The sequence below is a fragment of the Halomonas sp. AOP43-A1-21 genome (assembly GCF_052376775.1).
Taxonomy (GTDB): domain Bacteria; phylum Pseudomonadota; class Gammaproteobacteria; order Pseudomonadales; family Halomonadaceae; genus Vreelandella; species Vreelandella colorata.
On sequence record NZ_JBQSWC010000024.1, the window covers coordinates 1 to 20,707 of the forward strand.

Annotated in this window: 22 protein-coding genes; 6 read left to right on the forward strand and 16 right to left on the reverse strand. The window is 53.9% G+C overall.

Features of this window, described 5'->3' with window-relative positions; genetic code table 11:
* Positions 1–37 precede the first annotated feature (37 nt).
* From ACT3R7_RS13705 to fabV, 4 genes are all read right to left on the reverse strand, one after another.
* A complete protein-coding gene (locus ACT3R7_RS13705; protein ID WP_192536859.1) occupies positions 38–601 on the reverse strand; it encodes a PRC-barrel domain-containing protein in 564 nt (187 codons plus the stop codon).
* Positions 602–701: 100 nt separating this feature from the next.
* Complete coding sequence (locus tag ACT3R7_RS13710; protein WP_193091205.1) at positions 702–2,198, reverse strand: FAD-dependent oxidoreductase; 1,497 nt, start codon at positions 2,196–2,198, stop codon at positions 702–704.
* Between the two features lie 33 nt (positions 2,199–2,231).
* Positions 2,232–2,483 (reverse strand): hypothetical protein, encoded by a 252-nt coding sequence (locus ACT3R7_RS13715; RefSeq protein ID WP_193091204.1) that lies wholly within the window; start codon positions 2,481–2,483, stop codon positions 2,232–2,234.
* A 205-nt stretch (positions 2,484–2,688) separates the two neighbouring features.
* Complete coding sequence (fabV, locus tag ACT3R7_RS13720) at positions 2,689–3,885, reverse strand: enoyl-ACP reductase FabV (protein ID WP_193091203.1); 1,197 nt, start codon at positions 3,883–3,885, stop codon at positions 2,689–2,691.
* Positions 3,886–4,045: 160 nt separating this feature from the next.
* On the opposite strand from fabV, the gene ACT3R7_RS13725 reads away from it, so the two are divergent.
* A complete protein-coding gene (locus ACT3R7_RS13725; RefSeq protein WP_193091202.1) occupies positions 4,046–4,432 on the forward strand; it encodes a DUF7079 family protein in 387 nt (128 codons plus the stop codon).
* Positions 4,433–4,449: 17 nt separating this feature from the next.
* Here the strand turns inward: ACT3R7_RS13725 and ACT3R7_RS13730 are convergent, their stop codons facing one another.
* Both ACT3R7_RS13730 and ACT3R7_RS13735 read right to left on the reverse strand, forming a co-directional pair.
* Positions 4,450–4,935 (reverse strand): glutathione peroxidase, encoded by a 486-nt coding sequence (locus ACT3R7_RS13730; RefSeq protein ID WP_193091201.1) that lies wholly within the window; start codon positions 4,933–4,935, stop codon positions 4,450–4,452.
* A 108-nt stretch (positions 4,936–5,043) separates the two neighbouring features.
* On the reverse strand, positions 5,044–5,667 hold the full coding sequence (locus ACT3R7_RS13735) for a LysE family translocator (protein ID WP_192536853.1): 624 nt from the start codon (positions 5,665–5,667) through the stop codon (positions 5,044–5,046).
* 203 nt (positions 5,668–5,870) lie between these two features.
* Here ACT3R7_RS13735 and ACT3R7_RS13740 point away from each other — a divergent pair, with 203 nt between their 5' ends.
* Complete coding sequence (locus tag ACT3R7_RS13740; RefSeq protein ID WP_192536852.1) at positions 5,871–6,602, forward strand: YebC/PmpR family DNA-binding transcriptional regulator; 732 nt, start codon at positions 5,871–5,873, stop codon at positions 6,600–6,602.
* An 83-nt stretch (positions 6,603–6,685) separates the two neighbouring features.
* On the opposite strand, the gene ACT3R7_RS13745 is transcribed toward ACT3R7_RS13740, so the two are convergent.
* Positions 6,686–7,543, reverse strand: coding sequence for a mechanosensitive ion channel family protein (locus tag ACT3R7_RS13745; protein WP_192536851.1), 858 nt, complete (start codon positions 7,541–7,543; stop codon positions 6,686–6,688).
* Positions 7,544–7,551: 8 nt separating this feature from the next.
* Positions 7,552–8,739, reverse strand: a complete 1,188-nt coding sequence (locus ACT3R7_RS13750) for a hypothetical protein (protein WP_193091200.1) — start codon at positions 8,737–8,739, stop codon at positions 7,552–7,554.
* Between the two features lie 154 nt (positions 8,740–8,893).
* Here ACT3R7_RS13750 and ACT3R7_RS13755 point away from each other — a divergent pair, with 154 nt between their 5' ends.
* Positions 8,894–9,160 (forward strand): hypothetical protein, encoded by a 267-nt coding sequence (locus ACT3R7_RS13755; RefSeq protein ID WP_193091199.1) that lies wholly within the window; start codon positions 8,894–8,896, stop codon positions 9,158–9,160.
* A 77-nt stretch (positions 9,161–9,237) separates the two neighbouring features.
* Here the strand turns inward: ACT3R7_RS13755 and ACT3R7_RS13760 are convergent, their stop codons facing one another.
* From ACT3R7_RS13760 to ybaK, 6 genes are all read right to left on the reverse strand, one after another.
* Positions 9,238–10,245, reverse strand: a complete 1,008-nt coding sequence (locus ACT3R7_RS13760; protein WP_193091198.1) for a zinc-dependent alcohol dehydrogenase family protein — start codon at positions 10,243–10,245, stop codon at positions 9,238–9,240.
* A gap of 78 nt (positions 10,246–10,323) precedes the next feature.
* Positions 10,324–12,192, reverse strand: coding sequence for an ABC transporter ATP-binding protein (locus ACT3R7_RS13765; protein WP_319643913.1), 1,869 nt, complete (start codon positions 12,190–12,192; stop codon positions 10,324–10,326).
* A gap of 37 nt (positions 12,193–12,229) precedes the next feature.
* Entirely contained in the window at positions 12,230–13,267 is a 1,038-nt protein-coding gene (locus ACT3R7_RS13770) for an AbrB family transcriptional regulator (RefSeq protein WP_193091197.1), read from the reverse strand.
* Between the two features lie 96 nt (positions 13,268–13,363).
* Positions 13,364–14,239 carry a PA4780 family RIO1-like protein kinase gene (locus tag ACT3R7_RS13775; protein ID WP_193091196.1) on the reverse strand — a complete coding sequence of 292 codons (876 nt, stop codon included), beginning with the start codon at positions 14,237–14,239 and terminating at the stop codon, positions 13,364–13,366.
* Between the two features lie 151 nt (positions 14,240–14,390).
* Positions 14,391–15,788, reverse strand: a complete 1,398-nt coding sequence (dbpA, locus tag ACT3R7_RS13780; protein WP_193091195.1) for an ATP-dependent RNA helicase DbpA — start codon at positions 15,786–15,788, stop codon at positions 14,391–14,393.
* Between the two features lie 93 nt (positions 15,789–15,881).
* Positions 15,882–16,349, reverse strand: coding sequence for a Cys-tRNA(Pro) deacylase (ybaK, locus tag ACT3R7_RS13785; RefSeq protein WP_193091194.1), 468 nt, complete (start codon positions 16,347–16,349; stop codon positions 15,882–15,884).
* 122 nt (positions 16,350–16,471) lie between these two features.
* On the opposite strand from ybaK, the gene ACT3R7_RS13790 reads away from it, so the two are divergent.
* Positions 16,472–16,657: a DUF3008 family protein gene (locus tag ACT3R7_RS13790; protein ID WP_018916526.1), complete on the forward strand. Its 186-nt coding sequence runs from the start codon at positions 16,472–16,474 to the stop codon at positions 16,655–16,657.
* A gap of 146 nt (positions 16,658–16,803) precedes the next feature.
* Here the strand turns inward: ACT3R7_RS13790 and ACT3R7_RS13795 are convergent, their stop codons facing one another.
* Positions 16,804–17,073: a hypothetical protein gene (locus tag ACT3R7_RS13795; RefSeq protein ID WP_192536844.1), complete on the reverse strand. Its 270-nt coding sequence runs from the start codon at positions 17,071–17,073 to the stop codon at positions 16,804–16,806.
* Between the two features lie 125 nt (positions 17,074–17,198).
* The gene (locus tag ACT3R7_RS13800) at positions 17,199–18,065 is read right to left on the reverse strand and encodes a cation diffusion facilitator family transporter (RefSeq protein ID WP_192536843.1); all 867 of its coding nucleotides are present in this window, start codon (positions 18,063–18,065) and stop codon (positions 17,199–17,201) included.
* 125 nt (positions 18,066–18,190) lie between these two features.
* Here ACT3R7_RS13800 and ACT3R7_RS13805 point away from each other — a divergent pair, with 125 nt between their 5' ends.
* Together ACT3R7_RS13805 and ACT3R7_RS13810 are read left to right on the forward strand one after the other, a co-directional pair.
* Positions 18,191–19,060 carry a LysR family transcriptional regulator gene (locus ACT3R7_RS13805; RefSeq protein ID WP_193091193.1) on the forward strand — a complete coding sequence of 290 codons (870 nt, stop codon included), beginning with the start codon at positions 18,191–18,193 and terminating at the stop codon, positions 19,058–19,060.
* 179 nt (positions 19,061–19,239) lie between these two features.
* On the forward strand, positions 19,240–20,649 hold the full coding sequence (locus tag ACT3R7_RS13810) for a PhoH family protein (protein WP_192536841.1): 1,410 nt from the start codon (positions 19,240–19,242) through the stop codon (positions 20,647–20,649).
* Positions 20,650–20,707: the final 58 nt, after the last annotated feature.

Sequence of the window (20,707 nt, forward strand, 5' to 3'; positions counted from 1 at the left end):
CGTGGTTTTTTTTGCTAGCCACATCATTTAGCCCGCCTTAATTAGGATGCTTTTGGGCTTGGTCTAGCGTCATATTGTTGTCTATTTGACTATAGTTTTCTTTATCATATTTTTCTGCTGACGCTTTTATCTCATCGCTACCGTAAGTGGTATTGGTAACCAATTGGTCATCTTGCATCTCAATATTTTCTAGCGGCATGGCAACTTCATCGTCACCGATACCCCACACTCCACCAATAGAGATAACGGCATATAAATCGCCAGACGCCTTATGCTCAACGATACGCAGAATTCCGCCGATCTCTTCATCTTGCTGATTAACGACTGACTTGCCTTCAAGATCACGAATCTGATGTGACATTAAATCGTTGGGATCATTCTCTTCGTCGTCCGTGTCCGCAGAAGACCTGGGGTAACCACTACCCTGCATCGCTGCGGGCTGCTCGTCATCAGCATTTGTCTGTTCATCTACAGCTTCTTCCTGCTGCTCAATGGCGCTTTGCTCATCATCTGGTTCTGCTTGGGCATCCTGAGCATGAAGACTGCCTGACATTCCTGTAAAAAGTGCAGCAATGGCGATAGCTAGCGTAGTCCGTTTCATAGTGTTTCTCCTTGATTAAACGTACTCTTACAAGTTAGACGACTGGGCTGCAAATAACCAATATTAGGAAAAGCCTACATCCTCACTTAACCTGATAGCCTTAACTTGAGTGACGGTGTTCAAGCGGATGCAGGGAAGGTCCTTCTATCACCTCGCCCTGGATATCAAAGCGACTGCCATGACAGGGACAGTCCCAAGTTCTTTCAGCATCGTTCCAATGCACCACGCACTTCAAATGCGGACAAATGGCCGAAAGAACCGATAAATTACCGGCCTCATTGCGATAGACAGCCAATTTTTCACCATGCAAGGTAACGACCTTTGCCTGGCCAGGCGCCACCTCGTCAAGCTCCTTGAGCTTTTTTGTGCCGAAATGATCTTTAATAAAGTGCTTCACCACGGAAATGTTTTCTTTGAGCCAGTGCTCGGCGGAGTTAACCGGCGTAAAGCGCTGCGAGTCAAAGCAGCGGTACCAGGCGTTATCCCGCCCTTGGATGATATCGGCGATTATCTTTCCACTGACCGTGCCCCAAGTCAGGCCGTCGGCGGCAAAGCCGGTGGCTACATACACATGGTCACTGGCCAAGGTTCGTCCGATATACGGCAAGCCATCACCAGAGCTGTACTGCTGAGCAGACCATTCGTATTCGATCTCGCCCACATCAAAATGTGCGTTTAAGTAGCTATGCAGCGCCTCAAAGTGTTTGCGCTCCGACTGTTCCTCTCCTGTTTGATGCTTTTCCCCAATCGCCATAACGTAGTGTTTCCCGTTCAAGTGATAGCTGCGTATGGAATGGAAGGGGTCGAGCATAAAGAAAATGCCATCAGGAAAAGATCCGGCGTTCAGCTTGGCACTAACGCCATACTCACGGGAGGCAATCATTCCGGTTTGCAACATGTTCACTCCTTTCGGGGTGTGCGTTGCTAAAACGATATCGGTGGCTTGAATCTCAGCGTTATCGGTTTTAACGATGCAATGCTGGTAATCTATATCGCGTACAGGGCTTTGCTCATAAATACTCACGCCACGCTGGCTAAGCGCTTTGGCAAGCCCTTGAGCGTAGTGAAAAGCGTTAAACTGCGCCTGGTGGCCAACGCTAATACCCTGAGTGGCTGGAAATGGCGCCGGCATATCCAGACAAAATCTAGCCTTCAGGCCAGCCTGCACCATAGTTTCGCACTCGGCTTCCAATGCATCGTTGCTTGCCTGGTCATTTTCTGTGAGCAGCCGATAAAGCGGAACCCGCTTGAACTGGCAGTCGATATTAAAGCGCTGAGTCGTCTCCTCAATTAAATCAATGGCGCTTGCGCGCGCTTCAACGATGGTCTGGATGGTATCGTCATCCCACTTGACCCCGCGTTGCGCCAACCCCGCTGATACTGAGCTATATAAATTACCGGTCGCTCCTCCTGTGCAGCCGCTGCCTACGCGGTGAGCCTCTAAAATCACTACGCGTTTCCCACTTTCCATTAACTGCTGTGCCGTCGTTAGGCCTGTGATCCCTGCGCCTACGATGACTACGTCCGTTTCAATACTGTCAGTTAACGCGGGGAAATGGCAGGGATCATCCACACCTGCTTGCCAAATCGATTTCATGACGCCTCCTGACCAGAAATTGAAATGATCTTGTTATGAGAAGTGCTTACCGGCATTTGGGTCAGTCGCATCATAATCCTGGGTATCGTCAGGCGCTGAACCAGGTTCATATGAGGTTTCGGCTTCAAAGCGGCGTGCCGCTTCGATCGCTTGCGGCTCGGTTGCGTGCTGGGATATTTCTTGGGGGGCATCGGGTTCGGTAACATCAACAACGCGCCATCCAGAGACGATGATCGCGTCTTCCTGTTCTCTACTAATCGGCTCGACTCGTGCTGTACGGGTCATATTTCCTCCTTGGCAAAAGCGTGTAACACTCTGCTCTTAACCATGGCAGAACCTTTAATAACTTGCCTACCCAGCACTAAAAGTTTAACAGCGGTTGATTTTGTACCTGCCGCTAACGGCCTTGACGGCGCCTAACGCAAATTGCCGGGCGCAAAGGCCCGGCAATTGAGAATACCAACAGTACAAATGTTTTAAAGCTTCTTACTTACAAGCTGACCACGTCGAACTCAACGTTGGGATTCACGTCAGCTTCGTAATCAACGTCGTCACGTTCAAAGCCAAACAGCTTCAAGAACTCGTGCTTGTAACCTGCGTAGTCGGTGATATCGAACAGATTTTCGGTAGTCACTTCCGGCCAGAGGTCTTGGCAGGCCTGCTGAATATCCTCGCGCAGTTCCCAGTCGTCCAGGCGCAGCCGACCCTTCTCGTCGGTGCTCATGTCTGAACCGTAAAGGCGCTCGCCGAAGAGGCGATTCAACTGATCGATAGTGCCTTCATGCACGCCCTGCTCTTTCATGATGCGATACACCATGGCGATATACAGCGGCATCACCGGAATAGCCGCACTGGCCTGGGTAACGACAGATTTGAGAACCGCGACGTTAGCACCACCGCCACTGATTTTAAGCTTGTCATCGATAGCCGTGGCCGCACGGTCCAGGTCTTCCTTGGCTTTACCCAGTGCGCCGTGCCAGTAAATCGGCCAGGTAATTTCTGTGCCGATATAGCTAAACGCCACGCTGCGTGCACCTTTGGCCAGCACGCCTGCCTGGTCCAGCGCATCCATCCACAGTTCCCAATCTTCGCCGCCCATCACGGTGATGGTATCGTCGATTTCCTGCTGGGTTGCAGGCTCGACTTCCGCTTCGATGATCCGGTCTTTATTGGTATCTATGGCCGTAGCGCGGTAGGTCTCACCGATCGGCTTCAGGCTTGAGCGCTTGAGTTCACCGCTATCCGGCAGTTTGCGCACGGGCGATGCCAGTGAGTAGACCACCAGGTCGATTTCGCCCATATCCTGCTTGATCAGCTCAATGGCTTTTTCACGCGCCTCAGAAGAGAACGCATCGCCGTTGATTGATTTGCTGTAAAGACCTTCCTGCTTGGCAAACTTGTCGAACGCCGCGCTGTTGTACCAACCAGCGGTGCCGGTTTTGGTTTCACTGCTGGGCTTTTCAAAAAACACGCCCAGCGTATCGGCACCGTAACCAAAGGCTGCGGTAATCCGAGCGGCTAAGCCGTAACCACTGGAAGCCCCGATCACCAGAACTTTCTTCGGGCCGGCGCTTTTATCCAAACCACGGGCTCTTGTCGCTTCAATCTGCTCAAGAACGTTTTGCTCGCAGCCTTTAGGATGAGTCGTCGTGCAGATAAAGCCGCGCACCTTGGGTTTAATAATCACATCGAACCTCGTTATCAGCTTGATTTCATTATCGGCATTGCTATGCCTTACGCTATGAGCGCTATTCTAGCGGGCTAAGAGGGCGCTGTCCGCTCTTGAGCTTGCCTGGCTTTCACGGCAGGATAGTGTCCCTCTCTTTTTCAATGCCCACGAGGCCCCCATGAACGCACAGCAGCTTGTCGATGAGCGCGGCGACCTTTGGCTTGCTCTAGCCCCTTTATGGTTAGACCGCGAACCGCGCGAACGCGACTACGCCCACATGGTGGAGGTCATTCAAGAGCATAATATGACGCTTTCAGAGCTTGAGTGGATGTTCCGCCTAGAGCTTGCCCCGGTGATGTCGCGCCATCAGCTGTCGATTGCCAGCGAGTGGCGTCAATTCGATGACCGTAAACTGATGCAGCAGCTGGTCAGCCATAACCTGCGCTTAAAAGGCTGGCGGCGCAAAAGCTGGGCGCTATTCTCGGGCCTGACCACCATGATGGTACGCCACCGTTGGGTTGAGCTTATGAACCGGGTCCAGGTTGCCAAAGGCCAAGAGCTTTGAACGCCGCCAACCACGTCTTATTCGCGATCAAGCGCGGCTTCCAGCGCTAGGCGCAACGGGGGGCCGTGGTCTCGCGGGCCAAAACGCGCAATTACCTGGCCGTCACGCCCTACCAAAAACTTGGTGAAGTTCCATTTGATAGCCTTGGTGCCCAATACGCCAGGGGCCTGTTTTTTCAGCAACACAAACAGCGGGTGGGCGTTGCCCCCATTGACGTTGACCTTCTCCATCAACGGGAAGCTTACTCCAAAGGTTTGCTCGCCAAACGTGCAAAACGCTTCGGCGCTTTCCGGCGACTGTCGGCCGAACTGGTTGCAGGGAAACCCCAGCACGGTGAATCCACGGTCGCGGTAGCGCTGGTACAGCGCTTCAAGCTCTTTTAACTGTGGCGTAAAACCACACTGACTGGCCACATTGACCACCAGCAACACCTGGCCACGCAGCGCGCGCAGATTAAACGGCTGACCTTGATGGTTATAACAATCTTGATCGTAAATCGTCATTATGGAGCCTTAAACCTTCGAGGCAATATAAACGCTACTTTGCCATGACCATCATGCTGACACCAGCGCCCCGCAACAGTGCTGATGAGCCTGCTTAACACCGTTCGGTTAACCAAAGGTGATTGGCCCGGCAACGACTCGTAGCGCCAGGGCTATCAGCAAGACACCGGTCAATCGATTGACCCAGTGCGCATGGCGCTGCAACCACGGCAGGACCCGCGAATGCGACAAACCGACCGCCACCAGCACGTACCAACCACCATCAATAAGCATAGCGGTTAAGACGACGATCATCTTTGCCATAATACTCATACCTGGGGTAACAAACTGGCTCAGCAGCGCCACAAAAAAGATAATCAGCTTAGGATTACCCAGCGCTACCAGCACGCCCTCCCTGGCCGCCTGTCGGCTAGTGGTTGCCACACCCTGCTGATTCATTACCCCGGCCTTGCCGGCCCGCAATGCCTTGATACCCAGCCAGGCCAAATAGGCCGCCCCCGCCCAGGTAATCAGTTGAAAAACATCCGGTGAACGAGTAATTAACGCGCCTAGCCCCCAAACGGTCAAAAGCGCATAAAACCCGACCCCAGCTGCATGAAATACAGCCGCGGTAATGCCTGGCAGCCGACCACCGCCCAGGGTATGTTTTAGCACCAGGGCAAGGCTAGGCCCGGGCGACATTGCCCCCATGGCGCAGATAGCGGCTAATGACAACCAGAGTGAAAACGGCATTTTTTTCCTTTCCTTTAATTGTTAATTGCTCATTGTCTCAATACAGCAATGCCGTTACCGGCCGGGTCGCCTATTGTATAACGTCACCTCTCTTAAATAACGCTGTTAGCATGGTACGCTGTTGGGTAAAATTTGCCCCTTTTTCGATGAAAATGACGCCTGCTGTCAAGACAGGCGTGGCACGGCTAATAAAGGACTCCAATATGGGTAGGGCGTTTCAAAACCGTAAAGAATCGATGGCCAAGACGGCCGACGCAAAAACTAAGGTTTACAGCAAATACGGGCGTGAAATTTACGTCGTTGCAAAAGCCGGCGGATCAGACCCGAACGGCAACCTTGCGCTGCGCGGCTTAATGGAGCGGGCTAAAAAAGATCAGGTTCCCTCGCACGTTATTGATAAAGCGCTAGACAAGGCCAGCGGCGCAGGTGGAGAAGACTTTGCGACGGCTCGCTACGAAGGCTTTGGCCCCGGCAACGCCATGGTGATCGTCGACTGCTTAACCGATAACCCTAACCGCACCTTCGGTGATGTACGCGGCTGCTTTACCAAAACGAAAAGCAAGATTGGCACGCCCGGTAGCGTTAGCCACATGTTCGATCACTGTGCGATTTTTGCCTTTGTCGGCCAGGAAGAAGACACTGTGCTTGAAGCGCTAATGGAAGCCGATGTCGATGTGGCTGACATTGAGCAGGAAGAAGAACGTATAACGGTTTATGCGCCTCACACCGAATATGCCAAAGCCAAACAAGCACTACTGAATGCGTTCGGCGAGCTCGATTTTGAAATTGATGAGATTCAGTTTCTGCCGCAAAACACCACGCCTCTCGAAGGCGATGACGTGGCACAGTTCGAAAAATTCTTAGGCATGCTCACCGATCTGGACGACGTCCAAAACGTCTTCCATAGTGCCGAGCTGCCTGAAGCGAGCGAATAAGTAGCGCAAGCAATCTTCTATCTCAGCGCTAGCCTTCACCCCCCAACACCATCTAGCTGCAAACCACGCTTGCAGCTAGATCGTTATTGGGTCCGCTGCTGGCGCCGATGCACATCAGGCACGCCTTTAGGCGTATCCAGAGCAGCATCGGGCGGCAACAGTGCAGGTTTGATGCCCGCCCGGCTAAGCACCTGCTTACCCCGCACGGTCAAATCAGTAATAAACAGAAACTGCTGACGCGGATCCACGGGATAAGCGCGGATACGGTAATGCGTCCCCCAGGGTTTCTCTTCAGCCACTATGATAATCGGCTGATCAAACTTAAGGTAAGCGCTGGTCAGAGCCACATCCCGCAACGCTTTACGTACCCCATCGGCTTCATGCTCTGGGTGAAGATAAAAATTTGCTACGCACTGTAAGCTAGTCCCCCCGTTATTGGCATTGTAAACGGCGGAGTCCCATAGCTTTAAATGCGGCATCGCGACTAAATCATCGTCTGGGGTTTGGATTTCGACGGTGCGCATTCCCACATGTTTTACTTCCCCGTATGTCCCCTCAATATCCACCCAGTCACCTGGCCGATAGGGTAATTCTATGGCTGACACCACCCCGGCAATCAGACTGCTCACGTAATCTTTCAAGGCAAAGCCGATCGCCAGACCGATAGCGCCTAGAAGCGTCACCATATTGCGCAGCGAAGGCTCGATCACGATAGGTACTGCAATAGCCAGCGCGGTCAGCAGGATCAGTAAGCGCGTTAGCGGCACCAGCGCGAATATCCGAAAGCGAACCTGCCCATGCAGTCGATTGGCCAGCCAGCTCAAGCCCCGCTGGCTGGCAATGGTCAGCAGAATAACGCTTGCCAGAATGATGCCCAGGGTAATAACCGTTTGGCTGTCCATATCGTTAAACAGCTTAGCGTACTGCTTTTGATCGTCCATCAAGGCTCCTATAACGGGTCGACAAGATAATTGCGAGAAGCCAATAGCTGCCGGACACTGGCATAGCTTAACGGTGCTACCTGCCAGCGCCCGTCCTCACGCGAAAGTATTCCCTGGCGAGTCAACGCTAAACGAGCGTTCAATGCTTCATGGTGAGAAAACGGAAGTACATCGCCAAGCGCCTGGTCCTCCAGACCGCCATGCAGCAGTAAAGCGTGCAATACCAGCAGTGCCACATCACCGGTGTCTGCGGGCAGCTCGGCATCTGCAAGCGCATCAAGCAGCCATAGCTCTGATGCATCAGGGGCATCTTCTTGAGCAGGTTCGCGCAAGCGTTTACGCCAATAGTGCCATGCCACGCCCAAATGGCCCCGACAATGCGCCGCTAAACGCTGTAGTTCCTTATGGGTAGAGGCTTTACGTTCAGCCTCTTGCGCTTTTTTTTGATCAGCGGGCTGATTGGTTAACACCTGCCTTCCCGTGCGCGTACTATATACCGTCAGGCGGTTCTGGCCGTTATCGGCAATGCTTACAAAGTAATCGGCTAGTTGCTTACCCTCCATGCCCTGAAGGGTAAAAGCTGGCGCTCCTTCAATGCCTACCGCTTGCTGTAAATAGGCGTAAGTCCAACTATCGCAGCCAATCACTCCGCGCCCCAAACGGCCACTTAGGGCGCGTTCTAAAAACGCGCGCACGCCTTGAAGACCTTGGGTATGACGCAGCATATGCCGCTCAAGCGCTGGCAGCGCCCAGCAATTTAGATGGCCGCAGCGCTCCACCCATTCAAGGCTGCCTTCGGTAAGCTCTTGATGGCTGGGCGGCATTATACTGCGAATACCCTGCTGTTCCGCCCAATGGCTAACCACCGCGGCATGACCGCCGTAAGGAGGTGTGATAAAAAACACTATCGGTTCGAGGGAGGTTTCGGGCTCACTCAGGGTCTGGGTCAGACTATCAGCGACCGGCGACCAATCAATACTGGGCACCAAATGCGCTAGCTTAACTTCCGGCAACAGGCGCAGCTCATTCTCGTCTTTCGCCTGCTGCTCGGCGGCGCGTTTACCGGTTAGCCAAGTTAACATCGCCCGTCGACTGCGCCGCCACTGGCTTTTTTGGGTATGCTCGGGCGTACAAAACTTATCAAGCTCGACTACCGCCCAGGGCGATGAAGCGGTTTCTGCTAAGCGCTGCGCCATAGTCCGTCCTAAAGGCTAACGTAAATGAAATAAACAAGATTAAGGTTAGCATGCGGGCGATAGTCGCTGGGGGCTATTCGAACTTATCGTCTAAAATGAAATCTTTATAGGGATATCCATTACCCGCAAATATCGAGTGTCGGAGGAGGCGATCATGAGCATCGTTCATGTTAGCGAGCAGGAGCTATACGCCAAGCTTGAGAAATGTATGGCGGGAGAGCGCGTACTCATTGATCAGGAAGGCAACCGGTTCAGTGCGCGCGTTCAACAGGCTCGAGGGATGGATGCAACTGTCATCCCCGAAGCCCAGCTTCGCAAAAGCCATGATGATTCGGACGAGGTAGATAGCATCACCGTACCTTATGATCATATTTGGGAGCTTGAAATCAAAGGCGTTGTATATAGCCGTTTGGCTGAATAAACATCAGTTTATCAACGTGTCGGTGACTACCAGCATTGCCCTTCTGGGCCGTGCTGGTATGCCATTGCCCGAGCCAATCAGAACGTTAAACAAATTTTACCCAGATGCTTGCCTGCCTCTTGATAGCGGAATGCCTCCGCGATATCGGCTAACACAAACTCACGATCAATGATCGGGCGCATGCTGGTCGCCTCAATGGCTTTAATCATTTCAAGCTGGTGGCGGCGGCTGCCTACAATCAACCCCTGCAAGCGCGCCTGTTTAGCCATTAACTTAGCGGTAGGAATATCGCCCTGGCGCCCAGTCAATACGCCAATCAGCGAAATATGCCCACCAATCTTGATCGCTTCAATGGATTGCGGCAGAGTACCGGGGCCACCGACTTCCACAATATGGTCGACACCCTGGCCGTTGGTCAGCGCGTTAACTTTTTTGCCCCACTCCGGCTCTTCTTTATAATTAATGGTGTGTGCTGCGCCCAGCTGCCTAAGCTGCTTCAACTTCTCATTGGAAGAAGACGTGGCAATGACACGTGCCCCCATCATGCGGGCAAACTGCAGTGCAAATATAGATACCCCGCCGGAACCCAACACCAACACCGTATCGCCCGCTTTTAAACCGCCATCCACTACCAGAGCGCGCCAGGCAGTGAGCCCTGCGGTGGTTAACGTTGCGGCTTCAGCGTGGCTATAGCCCTTCGGCTGACGGGTAAACCACTGCGCCGGACGAACGACCTGCTCGCAAGCATAGCCATCCACGCCGTCGCCTGGGGTCGTCGTAAAATCGGCAATTCGGGCAGGGCCCTCAAGCCAGTCGGGGAAAAACGTCGAGACGACGCGGTCACCTACCGCAAACTCGCTAACGCCATCACCTACCTCCTCAACCACGCCTGCGCCGTCAGACATAGGAATACGCCCATCGGCTGTCGGCATCTTGCCTGCCACCACGCCATAGTCGTGGAAATTGAGCGAGCTTGCGTGCACACGAACACGAATCTCGCCCGGGCCAGGGGCGCCAGGGGGCGATACGTCTTGTACCTTGAGCTTATCTAACCCACCGGGGGCCGTGAGCGTTACGACTTGCATAGCGCGATCTCCTTTATTCAATCATTCCTTGGAAAATACGTTAGCAGAGGCAAATACGTTAGCAGAGGATAGAGCTTCTCACACATCTACCCCAAGAAAGCCGCCCGACTGACGCTTCCACAAGCCGGCATAAATGCCGTTTTGCGCGAGCAGCTCAGTATGAGTACCGCTTTCGACTATGCGCCCCTGCTCCACTACGATCAATCGGTCGAGCATGGCAATGGTCGAGAGCCGATGCGCGATCGCGATCACGGTCTTGCCCTCCATCAGCGTATCCAACTGCTCTTGAATAGCGGCTTCCACTTCAGAATCCAGTGCTGACGTAGCTTCATCCAATACAAGGATAGGTGCATTTTTCAAAAGCACGCGGGCAATGGCGATCCGCTGACGCTGCCCCCCAGATAACTTGACGCCCCGCTCACCTACATGGGCATCCAACCCGCGGCGGCCGTGCGGGTCTACCAGGTCGTGGATAAACGCATCGGCATGGGCACGGCATACGGCGGTCCACACAGCCTCATCGCTTGCCTGAGGCGTGCCGTAGCGAATGTTATCGCGCAGCGAGCGGTGAAGCAGCGAGGTATCCTGGGTCACCATACCAATTTGGTGACGCAGAGAGGTTTGCGTTACCTGCGCGATATCTTGTCCGTCGATCAGAATGCGTCCGCCCTGTACATCGTAAAAACGCAACAACAGGTTAGCGAGGGTCGATTTACCCGCCCCAGAGCGGCCAATCAAGCCAATTTTTTCACCCGGCGCGATAGTCAAATTCAAGCCGTCAAACACCGTGCGGTTTTCGCCCTTAGCCTGCTCGTAGCTAAAGCGCAGGTCGTCAAACCGGATTTCGCCAGCAGGTACATTAAGCTCAGGCGCATTAGGTACATCGCGGATGGTAGGTTCGCGGGCGATGGTATTCATGCCATCCTGCACGGTGCCGATATTTTCAAACAGCCCCGCCACTTCCCATAGGATCCAGTCGGACATAAATCGAATCCTCATTACCAGCGCAATCGCGACGGTCAATACGCCAAGCGATATGGCGTCAAAGTACCAGGTGCTAATCGCCATTCCCGCCGTGCCCACCAATAACGCGGTATTCAGCAGGGTCAAGCAGACGCTCATGATGGTGACCAGGCGCATCTGACGGTGCACCGTGTCCATGAAACCTTCCATGGCATCACGGGCATAGCGCTGCTCGCGCTCGGTATCGGCAAATAGCTTGATGGTTTGAATATTACTGTAGCTGTCGACCACGCGGCCGGTCATCTGGGCGCGCGCGTCTGCCTGCGCCATGGATACATCACGCAGCCGGGGCACGAAAAAGCGCATGATGGCCAAGTAGCCAATCAGCCAAAGCCCCAAGGGCAGCAATAGCCATAAATCGGCTCGACCCAAGAGAATCGCCGCCCCGGTAAAGTACACAATGGCGTAGACCAACAGGCCCATTACCTTGGTGACCGTTTCGCGGATGGCCAGCGCGGTCTGCATGACTTTCTGGGACACGCGTCCGGCAAACTCATCCTGGTAAAAGGCCAGACTCTGATTGAGCATGTGGCGATGCGATAGCCAGCGGCCAATCATGGGATAATTGCCAAATATGCTTTGATGCGTAATCAACGACTGGGCCAACACCAAAAGCGGTAGTCCGATAAGGATCGCCAGCCCTGCCCCAGCAAGCCAAAGACCATTCGCGGCCCAAAAGCCTTCGCGCTCGACATTGCCAAGCCAATCAACCAGCTGCCCCATGTAGCTAAAGAAAAACACCTCAGCCGATGACACCAGTGCGGTGCATAGCGTCATGACAATCAGCAGCGGCAATACCGGGCGTGAGAAGTGCTTGATAAAAGGTATTAACCCCTGTGGAGGCGTTTGCACGTCTCCCATGGGATAAGGATCTACACGGGTTTCAAAGTAACGAAACAGCGGCTGCAGCACACGAGAAAACATGGAGATTCCTTACGTTACTCATCGATCATTAAGAGGGTTAAGCCTGGCGGCGTAAAAGCCAGCGTGCCCAAAACGGTGCAAAGGCCATCAGCAGCACCATGCGCAGTAGATGGTGAAAAGCGACAAATACAGGATCGATATTAAGCGCCACCGCTAAAATGGCTATTTCGCCTATTCCACCTGGCGCCAGCGCCAGCAGTGCCACATCACGCCCCACGCCCACGAACTGATGAATCAGCTCGGCAAATAAGGCCAATACAGCTAAGGCAAGCAGCGTAGCAACGCCCGACTGCCATAAATAGCGGCCCCATAACCGCCGCGTCATGCCTTTAAAGCGCGAGCCAATGGCACTGCCCAGCACCCAAAGCATGAGGTTCATGCCCCACGGGGGAAGCGCCAGACTTGCGATATCAAGTCCTGAAAGCAGGGCAGCCGCCAGTAAGGGGACCAGCAAGGCAGGGGTAGGAAAACGCAGCCAACGGCCGAGCGGCAACAACATAGGAATCAGTAATAGCATCCAGGCGTGTTCAAATCCGCTCGTCTGAGGCGCTGTGCCCGCGCCACCGCCTTCATAAGCCCAAAAGAGCGGTGGTAAAAACAGGATGACTAAAATAACGCGTAGCGACTGGGCAATTGCGATACGTTGAGGGTCGCCACCACATTTGTCGCCCAGAATAATCATCGCGGTCATGGCACCGGGGGCCGCTGCAAACCATGCGCTTACCGAATCAAATCCGCAGCGCCGATACCAGGCCGAGGCCACAGCGGTTGAAGCGCCAATGCCAAGTATTAGCAACACCGCCGATACCGGCCAGTCAATCACGCGCTGAGCAAGTTCCGGCGTCACCTGACTGCCCAGCACCAGCCCCATCACGGCCAAAAAAATATTGCGCAGCCGCTCTGGCACCACCACGTTAATGCCTTGAGAGGAAACCAATAAGTTGGCAATCAGAGGGCCAAGCATCCAGGCAAGCGGTAAGCCGGTGAGTTGAAAAAACGTGCCACCAATAGCGCCAATGGTTAACGACGTTAACAACCCTTTTGCGGTCCCCGAGCTTACCTTAATACCTTTCACAGCCACTCCTTGTTACTGAGCCCCATCTCAATCGGTTAAATAATTAACCTGCTAATCGTACGGTCAGTTTATCACTAATCGTTGTCGATCGTGGGCTCAGTACGGCTGTGGGATCTCGTCATCATCCCCGTCATCACGCATGCGCGCCTGACGTTCGGCCTCTTCTTCCTTGGCGTCGTCGATCACTTCCATCAGTTCATTCACATCGGCAATGTGGGTCGCGAACGTAAAGTGGCCCGTCAGTTTGCTATCCGGATGCAGCTCGCCCGATTCATATAGCGCCCACATCTCCTTACCGTAATGAGTGGTTAAGAGCTCAGGCGCAAAGCGGCCAAAATAGGCACGCATATTATCCACATCACGCTCAAGCATGGCGGCGGCGCTATTGTTACCGGCGGCATCAACGGCCTGAGGCAAATCAATAATGACCGGGCCTTCGGCATCCACCAGCACGTTGAATTCCGACAAGTCGCCGTGGATCAGGCCAGCGCACAGCATACGCACTACATCAGTGATGACTTTATCGTGGTAGCGCAGCGCCTGTTCATGGGTCAGCGTGACATCGTCCAGGCGCGGTGCCACATCGCCTTCAGCGTCTGTGATCATTTCCATCAGCAGCACGCCATCGACAAAGCCGTAGGGCTTGGGCACCCGCACGTCGGCTGCCGCCAACCGGTAAAGCGCATCCACCTCGGCGGTCAACCACGCCTGCTCTTGCTCTTTTTGACCGTAGCGGGTTTTCTTCGACATGGCGCGCGCACGGCGACTATTGCGCTCTTTACGGCCCTCCTGATATTGCACGGCCTGTTTGAAGCTACGTTGTTTGGCCTCTTTGAATACCTTGGCACAGCGCACGTCGTTACCGCAGCGTACAACGTAAACCTGCGCTTCCTTGCCACTCATCAACTGCATCAGCACCTCATCGATCAGGCCGTCATCGACCAGGGGCTGTAATCGTTTGGGTGTCTTCATGGTTAGCGGTAATGGCTCCTTTAATGAATGGACATGGCCAACGATATCGAATACTAGCGTTTTTAATACACATGTTTTAAATACTAACGCTTTTCAATACCAGCGTTCTTAATACCAATTATTTTTAACGCTGTCTCTTTACCAGCAGTATCTAATACCGAATTCGACGAACGCGAAAAGCCCGACCTTTCAGCTTATCTCGCTCAAGCTTGGCGAGCGCTTTGTGGGCCACAGAGTGCTCTACGGCCACATAGGCACTGCGGGCCAGCACTTTGATTTTACCCACCTGATCACCGCGCAACCCGCCTTCGCTGGTAAGCGCGCCCAGAATGTCGCCTGGGCGTAGCTTATCCTTTTTACCGCCTGCCAGTTGCAGGGTAGCCATGGGCGGCTCAAACGGTGTGGTTTGCTTAGCTTTGGGCAGCGGCTCAGTGGTTAACTGCTCGCTTAAAAGCTCGGCCAGCCGCCCAAGGCGGTAAGTTTCCTGGGGGGTTACCAACGTGCAGGCAATACCGCTAGCCCCTGCCCGCCCGGTGCGGCCGACGCGGTGCACATGAACGTCCAGCTCACGAGCAATCTGGTAGTTGAAGACCGCGTCCAGCTGTGCGATATCCAACCCACGGGCGGCGACATCGGTCGCCACCAGAATTGAGGCACTTTGGTTAGCAAAGAGTATCAGGATACGATCGCGGTCTTTTTGTTCCAAGTCACCGTGCAACGCTACGGCGCTGAAACCAGCATCCACCAGGCTATCGGCGACGGCCTGGGTTTCACGCTTGGTATTACAAAACACCACGCTGGTGGTCGGACGATTGACCAATAAAAGCTGTTTAAGCGCAGCAAAGCGGGCGTCTTCACTGGGTACTTCGTAGAAGTGCTGGTCAATGGTGGTGGCGTCATGCAACTCGGCCACTTTGACGGTGACAGGGTCAACCATTACGCCGCGCGTCATGGTTGCCAAACCGCCTGCTTCGCGCTCATCAGGAAACGTTGCGCTAAACAGCAGCGTCTGGCGATCAGCCGGCGTCTCGGCGATGATGGCATCAATGGTGGCCTGAAAGCCCATATCCAGCATGCGATCCGCTTCATCCAGCACCAGGGTACTTAGCGAGCCCAGGGTCAGCGACCCCTTGCGCAAGTGCTCATCGATACGCCCAGGCGTACCCACCACAATATGCGCGCCGTGTTCTAAAGAGCCTAACTGAGGGCCGAACGGAGCACCGCCGCAAAGCGTCAATACTTTCACGTTGGCCATGGCCCGCGCCAAGCGACGCAGTTCTTCGGCCACCTGATCAGCAAGCTCCCGAGTCGGGCAAAGCACCAAACCCTGCACGGCAAACGCATCAACGCGCAGCTCTGCCAATAACGCCAAGCCAAACGCGGCCGTCTTACCCGACCCCGTTTTAGCTTGAGCAAGCACATCACGCCCGGCCAACATAGGCGGCAGGCTTTGTGCCTGTACCGGCGTCATGTGGTGGTAACCCAGTGATTCAAGGTTAGTAAGCAGCGCTGCCGGCAAGGCAAGCGACGAGAAGGAGGCGTCTGACACAATAAAACCTGCAGGGCCATTTAACGGCCAGTAAAAAGGTAATTACTATAAGGTAAAGCACCATACCAGAAAGTGCCGCGCCCTGCGTGTCTGTCATACCGCAAGGGGCGCAAAACCGGCCTGGCATAGGGTGGCCAAGTCGTCAGGTGCCAACTCAATTTCAAGTCCTCGCCGTCCGGCACTAACGTACACCTTAGAAAACTCCTGTGCAGAGGCATCAATATAGGTGGCCAAGCTTTTTTTCTGGCCTAAGGGACTTACTCCGCCCAATACGTAACCGGTGGTACGCTCTACCTCAGCCGGTACGGCCATGACGGCTTTTTTAGCGCCCGCCGCCTTGGCAATCTGCTTTAAGCCCAGCTGCCCGGTCACTGGCACAATGCCCACCGCAAGCGCCTTGCCATCAAGCTTCACCACCAGGGTTTTAAATACCTGCTCGGCAGCAACTCCTAGCTTTTCAGCGGCTTCCAGGCCATAAGACTCCGCCGCCACGTCGTGATGGTATTCATGAAGTTCAAACGGGATGCCCGCTTTTTTTGCCGTATTAATGGCCGGTGTCATGAGGTTCTCTTAATGATTAGTAAACATGGATAGCGAGGCTGTTGGGCTCTGGAAAGCTTATACCTGCCTGCTAGGCTAAATAGCGTAAGCCTTGAAGGGAAGTCAACTAACAGGAGTTTATTATGCCAGCCACATCAAAAGCCCAGCAAAAAGCCGCAGGCGCCGCCCTTTCCGCCAAGCGTGGGGAAACCAAGCCAAGCGAGCTTTACGATGCTTCCAAGGAAATGTACGACTCAATGAGCGAAGAGGAGCTTGAGGAGATGGCAAGCACCGAACGCAAAGGCAAGCCTGACAAAAAAGGCGATTGAACGTTGATAGGTGCAAGCGTTTAGCTATAGGCGCTGTGGATATTCGCTTTTATAGCATAACGCCAGCTTATCGGGCTGGCGTTATGCAGATTACAGGATTGCTTTTACTGACAGATTCTTACTGACAGATTCTTACTGACAGGCTCTTACTGACAGGGCACGACACGACGTAGCGTGTCTTTGGCCCATAGAGTTTGTCCATCGGGCGTGCGGCCATGTTCATTCCAACGCTCGGTAGTTTCCATACAAAAAGAACCGGCATCTTCAGTGCGTGGGTCAGCATTAGCAGGGCGCTCCCCGCCAATACGCATTACGTCCGGGTTGTCGGTAGTGTAACGCGGAGCAACGGTGGAGCTTGCGCAGCCAGCAATCAGAGCAGTTGCTAGCAGCACGGGCAAACAGCGGCGCAGTGGCATGTTTAGTAAACCCTCAAAAGTACGATATTAGGCCGACACCGTTTGTCGGTAGCGCTAGATATCATCCCACTCGTACAGCGTCAATCTTTTTACTTAAAGGCTTACGTAGTGTCTTAAGTGGTGGCTTAAGTAGTCACCAGGGTGATACTGGTAATCGGACGTAAATTACGCTGTAAGCAATGCTGTTCAACGCTATCGACAATCTCTTCAGCATCATCGATTTGCTGTTTGTCGAGCTGGATATCCACCATCAGAAAACTGCCCACTTGGGCCATACGTACATCATCACTGGCGATATCAAAATCCGCGACTTCCTCCACCATATCCTGACGTATGCTGCCCATGGGCTCGCCAAACATCAGCTCGCGCAGCGCTCCGCGTATCATACGAACCGGCATGGGCAGAAAGTAGCCAGCGATGATCAGCACCATCACCGGGTCGGCAAACCGCGCATAGCTGGCCCAGGGGGTCAGGGTTAACAGCCAGGTAAGGGCAAAACCGAACATGACGGCCGCACTCAGCCCAGTGTCCATCTGCCACTGGCGCAGCTCGGCGGCCAACAGCGATGAGCGGGCGATCTGCGCGTAACGCTTCAGCCACCACCAGGTCAGCAAACAGCCACCTACGTTGGCTAGGCTGAACAGAATGGCTAGATCAAGTGTTACCAGGCGACCACCCTGCAACAGGCTCCACACCGCTGAGACCATCGAAAACAGGCACACCAGCGCAATCATTACGCCTTTGAGCAGTACGGCAAGGGGTTCTACCGTCAGCCGCCCAAAGGGGTAGTGATCATCCGCCGGTTTACGCGCCTGCTGCAGAGCAAGCAGGGAGAGTGACGCCAAGGCAAGACTCAAAAGCGAATAGCCGCTATCGAATAAAATCGTAATGGAACCGCTGGCCAATCCCAGCACAAGCCCGGTTAACGCAAAAAGGCTTGCCGAAATGGCGGAAAATCGTAGCGCTCGGCGCTCGGCAACAAAGGGGGTCACGCTAAAAACTCCATATCAAGGTGGAATAAGCAAATAGGAAATCGTGGCGCATAGTAGCGCTTGTGCTAACGTTAAACGAATCACTCAGCGCTAAAAAAATTAGCGCTTATATCTAAGGCTCTAATATGCGTGCTGAACAAGTTCAAGCGTTTGTTGAGGTCACCGAGCACGGCTCGTTTGCCGCCACTGCCCGTCAATCAGGCATAAAGCGAAGCACGCTAAGTGCCGCTGTCCATGCCTTGGAAGATAGCCTGGGCGTGGCGCTGTTTGAGCGCTCGGGCAATAGCCTGACGCTCACGGCGGTAGGTGAAAGTGTACTGCCCGACTGTTACCGGCTGCTGACCAGCGCCAGCCGCATTAAAAAGCACTGCCACCAGCACCTGCAAGGGGTTGAAAACCAGCTGTGCATCGCCCGCGACGATGCGCTTCCCGAGCGGTTCTGGCGCCAGGTAATGCACGATTTAAAGCAGCAGTTTCCGTTAACGGCCATATCGGTCTATCTCGTTCCCCCACAAGAGCACAGCCAATTTATTTTGCGCCAAACGGTGGATATCGCTTTTGGTTTATATACTGCTGAAGGCGTGGTTACCAGCGCAGCTAATCTCGCGCCGGTAGGGATGCGCTTAGTCGCCTCCCCTCAGCATCCGCTTAGTCGGCTACCCAGCGTTAATCGCGATGATTTGGCGCAATACACTCAGGTGTGCCTAACCCATATTCAGGACGACAAACTGGTCAGCGAAGCGCTTTTTTCGGCTAATTACCTGGGATTCACCATGTTTGAGGTGATTCGCGACGCGGTCATTAACGGCACGGGCTGGGCGCTGCTCCCCTATCCGCTGGTGAAGGAGGCGCTCAAGAAAAAAACGCTTTGCGCGCTTAATCATGACCTTGCGCTCGACAGCCATTATTACCGTTACGTTGAGGGCGAAAACCTTGGTGTAGTGGCCACCGCGCTACTAAATAATGTGGCGCGTTTTCTAGGTAATACGCGCTAACGGTCACTTCGTTGAAATATAGCAGTGGAAAAAAACGCGATTGCCTTCCACGCTATAAAAAAGTGCTAAAGAAGGAGACTTAAGGACACGCCAGAGGAACGACACAGGCAAGTGTCATATAGGCGTAAGATGTAACTGCCAGTGTCGATGTTGCCGTCAACCAAGGAGTTATTCCACCGATGGTAAGACTCGATAAGAAAGCGACTAGGCTTTATGTCCTGGACACCAATGTCCTGATCCATGACCCCGCTGCGCTCTATCACTTCGACGAGCATGACGTGGTTATCCCCATGACTGTCCTTGAGGAACTGGATAAGCACAAAAACGGAATTCGAGAAATCGCCCGTACGGCACGGCAAATTAGCCGTACGCTCTCTGACCTTACCAACCAAGTTACTTTTGATGAAATTCAGCGCGGCATTCCCATCCCCCGGATCAGTGGGGAAACCGGGCGCCTGCACTTTTTGTGCTACAACGACCTGAAACCGTTCGATGCATTAGACGATAGCCCCGATAACCGCATTTTGGCTGAAACCTGTCGCCTGCGTGACGAACGCCCTGACGCGTCCGTCATCCTGATCACCAAAGACATCAATCTACGCGTCAAGGCCGCGGCACTTAAGGTACCGGTAGAAGATTACTTTAACGACCGGGCATTCTCAGATAGTGACGCGATGATCGAAGGTGCCCAAATCTATGCCGATGCCGGGCATGATGGCGCCACGCTTTGGGAAACGCTCAATGTCGATGTCACCGTTGAACGGGTAGACCATCATACGTTTTATCAGCTAAGTGGTGACATGCCCCGCCATTGGCACTTGGGGATGCTGGTATCCGATTGCGAAAACGGCGCCGAGTTTGAAGCCATTATCCGTGAGCTTTCCCCCTCATCAGCCCGCTTGCAGCTCTTAACCAACTACCGCCACCACTCCGGCGTATGGGGAGTTCACGCTCACGATAGTCGTCAAAACTTTACCCTTAACCTACTGATGGACCCGGACATCGACCTGGTGACGATTGCCGGTAATGCAGGCACGGGCAAAACGTTCATGACCCTGGCGGCAGCTTTCCAGCAGACCCTGGATACCAAGCAGTTTGAACGCATTGTGTTTACCCGCGCCCCTATTCCCATGGGTGAGGACATCGGGTTTCTGCCCGGCACTGAAGAGGAGAAAATGTCGCCGTGGATGGGTGCCTTCCACGACAATATGGACAACCTGCTGCGCAATGACGAAGGGGAATCCACCTGGGATAATGGCGCCACACGGCAACTGATCGGCTCGCGGGTGCAAATTCGCTCGCCCAGCTTTATGCGCGGGCGCACCTTAAACGACACCTTTTTGATTATTGACGAGGCGCAGAACTTTACTCCTAAACAGCTTAAATCGCTGGTGACCCGAGCCGGGCGTAATACCAAGATTGTCTGTTTAGGCAACGTAGGGCAAATCGATACGCCTTACCTGACCGCCAATACCTGCGGCATGGCGGCCGTGGTCGAGCGTTTCCGTGATTGGCCGCATGCCGGGCACATTACGCTTAAAAGCGTTGAGCGCTCGCGCCTGGCGCTGGCGGCTGAAGAACTTCTGTAAAGAGCCTTATATAACGAGGGTAAATATCCTCGATAAGCGTACGGGAAACCCGCCAGCT

What these genes read in the sequence shown, in the direction of transcription:
- ACT3R7_RS13705 (WP_192536859.1), bottom strand. Translation starts at nt 601, where the DNA reads ATGAAACGGACTACGCTAGCTATCGCCATTGCTGCACTTTTTACAGGA.
- ACT3R7_RS13710 (WP_193091205.1), bottom strand. Translation starts at nt 2,198, where the DNA reads ATGAAATCGATTTGGCAAGCAGGTGTGGATGATCCCTGCCATTTCCCC.
- ACT3R7_RS13715 (WP_193091204.1), bottom strand. Translation starts at nt 2,483, where the DNA reads ATGACCCGTACAGCACGAGTCGAGCCGATTAGTAGAGAACAGGAAGAC.
- ACT3R7_RS13725 (WP_193091202.1), top strand. Translation starts at nt 4,046, where the DNA reads ATGAACGCACAGCAGCTTGTCGATGAGCGCGGCGACCTTTGGCTTGCT.
- ACT3R7_RS13730 (WP_193091201.1), bottom strand. Translation starts at nt 4,935, where the DNA reads ATGACGATTTACGATCAAGATTGTTATAACCATCAAGGTCAGCCGTTT.
- ACT3R7_RS13735 (WP_192536853.1), bottom strand. Translation starts at nt 5,667, where the DNA reads ATGCCGTTTTCACTCTGGTTGTCATTAGCCGCTATCTGCGCCATGGGG.
- ACT3R7_RS13740 (WP_192536852.1), top strand. Translation starts at nt 5,871, where the DNA reads ATGGGTAGGGCGTTTCAAAACCGTAAAGAATCGATGGCCAAGACGGCC.
- ACT3R7_RS13745 (WP_192536851.1), bottom strand. Translation starts at nt 7,543, where the DNA reads ATGGACGATCAAAAGCAGTACGCTAAGCTGTTTAACGATATGGACAGC.
- ACT3R7_RS13750 (WP_193091200.1), bottom strand. Translation starts at nt 8,739, where the DNA reads ATGGCGCAGCGCTTAGCAGAAACCGCTTCATCGCCCTGGGCGGTAGTC.
- ACT3R7_RS13755 (WP_193091199.1), top strand. Translation starts at nt 8,894, where the DNA reads ATGAGCATCGTTCATGTTAGCGAGCAGGAGCTATACGCCAAGCTTGAG.
- ACT3R7_RS13760 (WP_193091198.1), bottom strand. Translation starts at nt 10,245, where the DNA reads ATGCAAGTCGTAACGCTCACGGCCCCCGGTGGGTTAGATAAGCTCAAG.
- ACT3R7_RS13765 (WP_319643913.1), bottom strand. Translation starts at nt 12,192, where the DNA reads ATGTTTTCTCGTGTGCTGCAGCCGCTGTTTCGTTACTTTGAAACCCGT.
- ACT3R7_RS13775 (WP_193091196.1), bottom strand. Translation starts at nt 14,239, where the DNA reads ATGAAGACACCCAAACGATTACAGCCCCTGGTCGATGACGGCCTGATC.
- ybaK (WP_193091194.1), bottom strand. Translation starts at nt 16,349, where the DNA reads ATGACACCGGCCATTAATACGGCAAAAAAAGCGGGCATCCCGTTTGAA.
- ACT3R7_RS13790 (WP_018916526.1), top strand. Translation starts at nt 16,472, where the DNA reads ATGCCAGCCACATCAAAAGCCCAGCAAAAAGCCGCAGGCGCCGCCCTT.
- ACT3R7_RS13795 (WP_192536844.1), bottom strand. Translation starts at nt 17,073, where the DNA reads ATGCCACTGCGCCGCTGTTTGCCCGTGCTGCTAGCAACTGCTCTGATT.
- ACT3R7_RS13805 (WP_193091193.1), top strand. Translation starts at nt 18,191, where the DNA reads ATGCGTGCTGAACAAGTTCAAGCGTTTGTTGAGGTCACCGAGCACGGC.
- ACT3R7_RS13810 (WP_192536841.1), top strand. Translation starts at nt 19,240, where the DNA reads ATGGTAAGACTCGATAAGAAAGCGACTAGGCTTTATGTCCTGGACACC.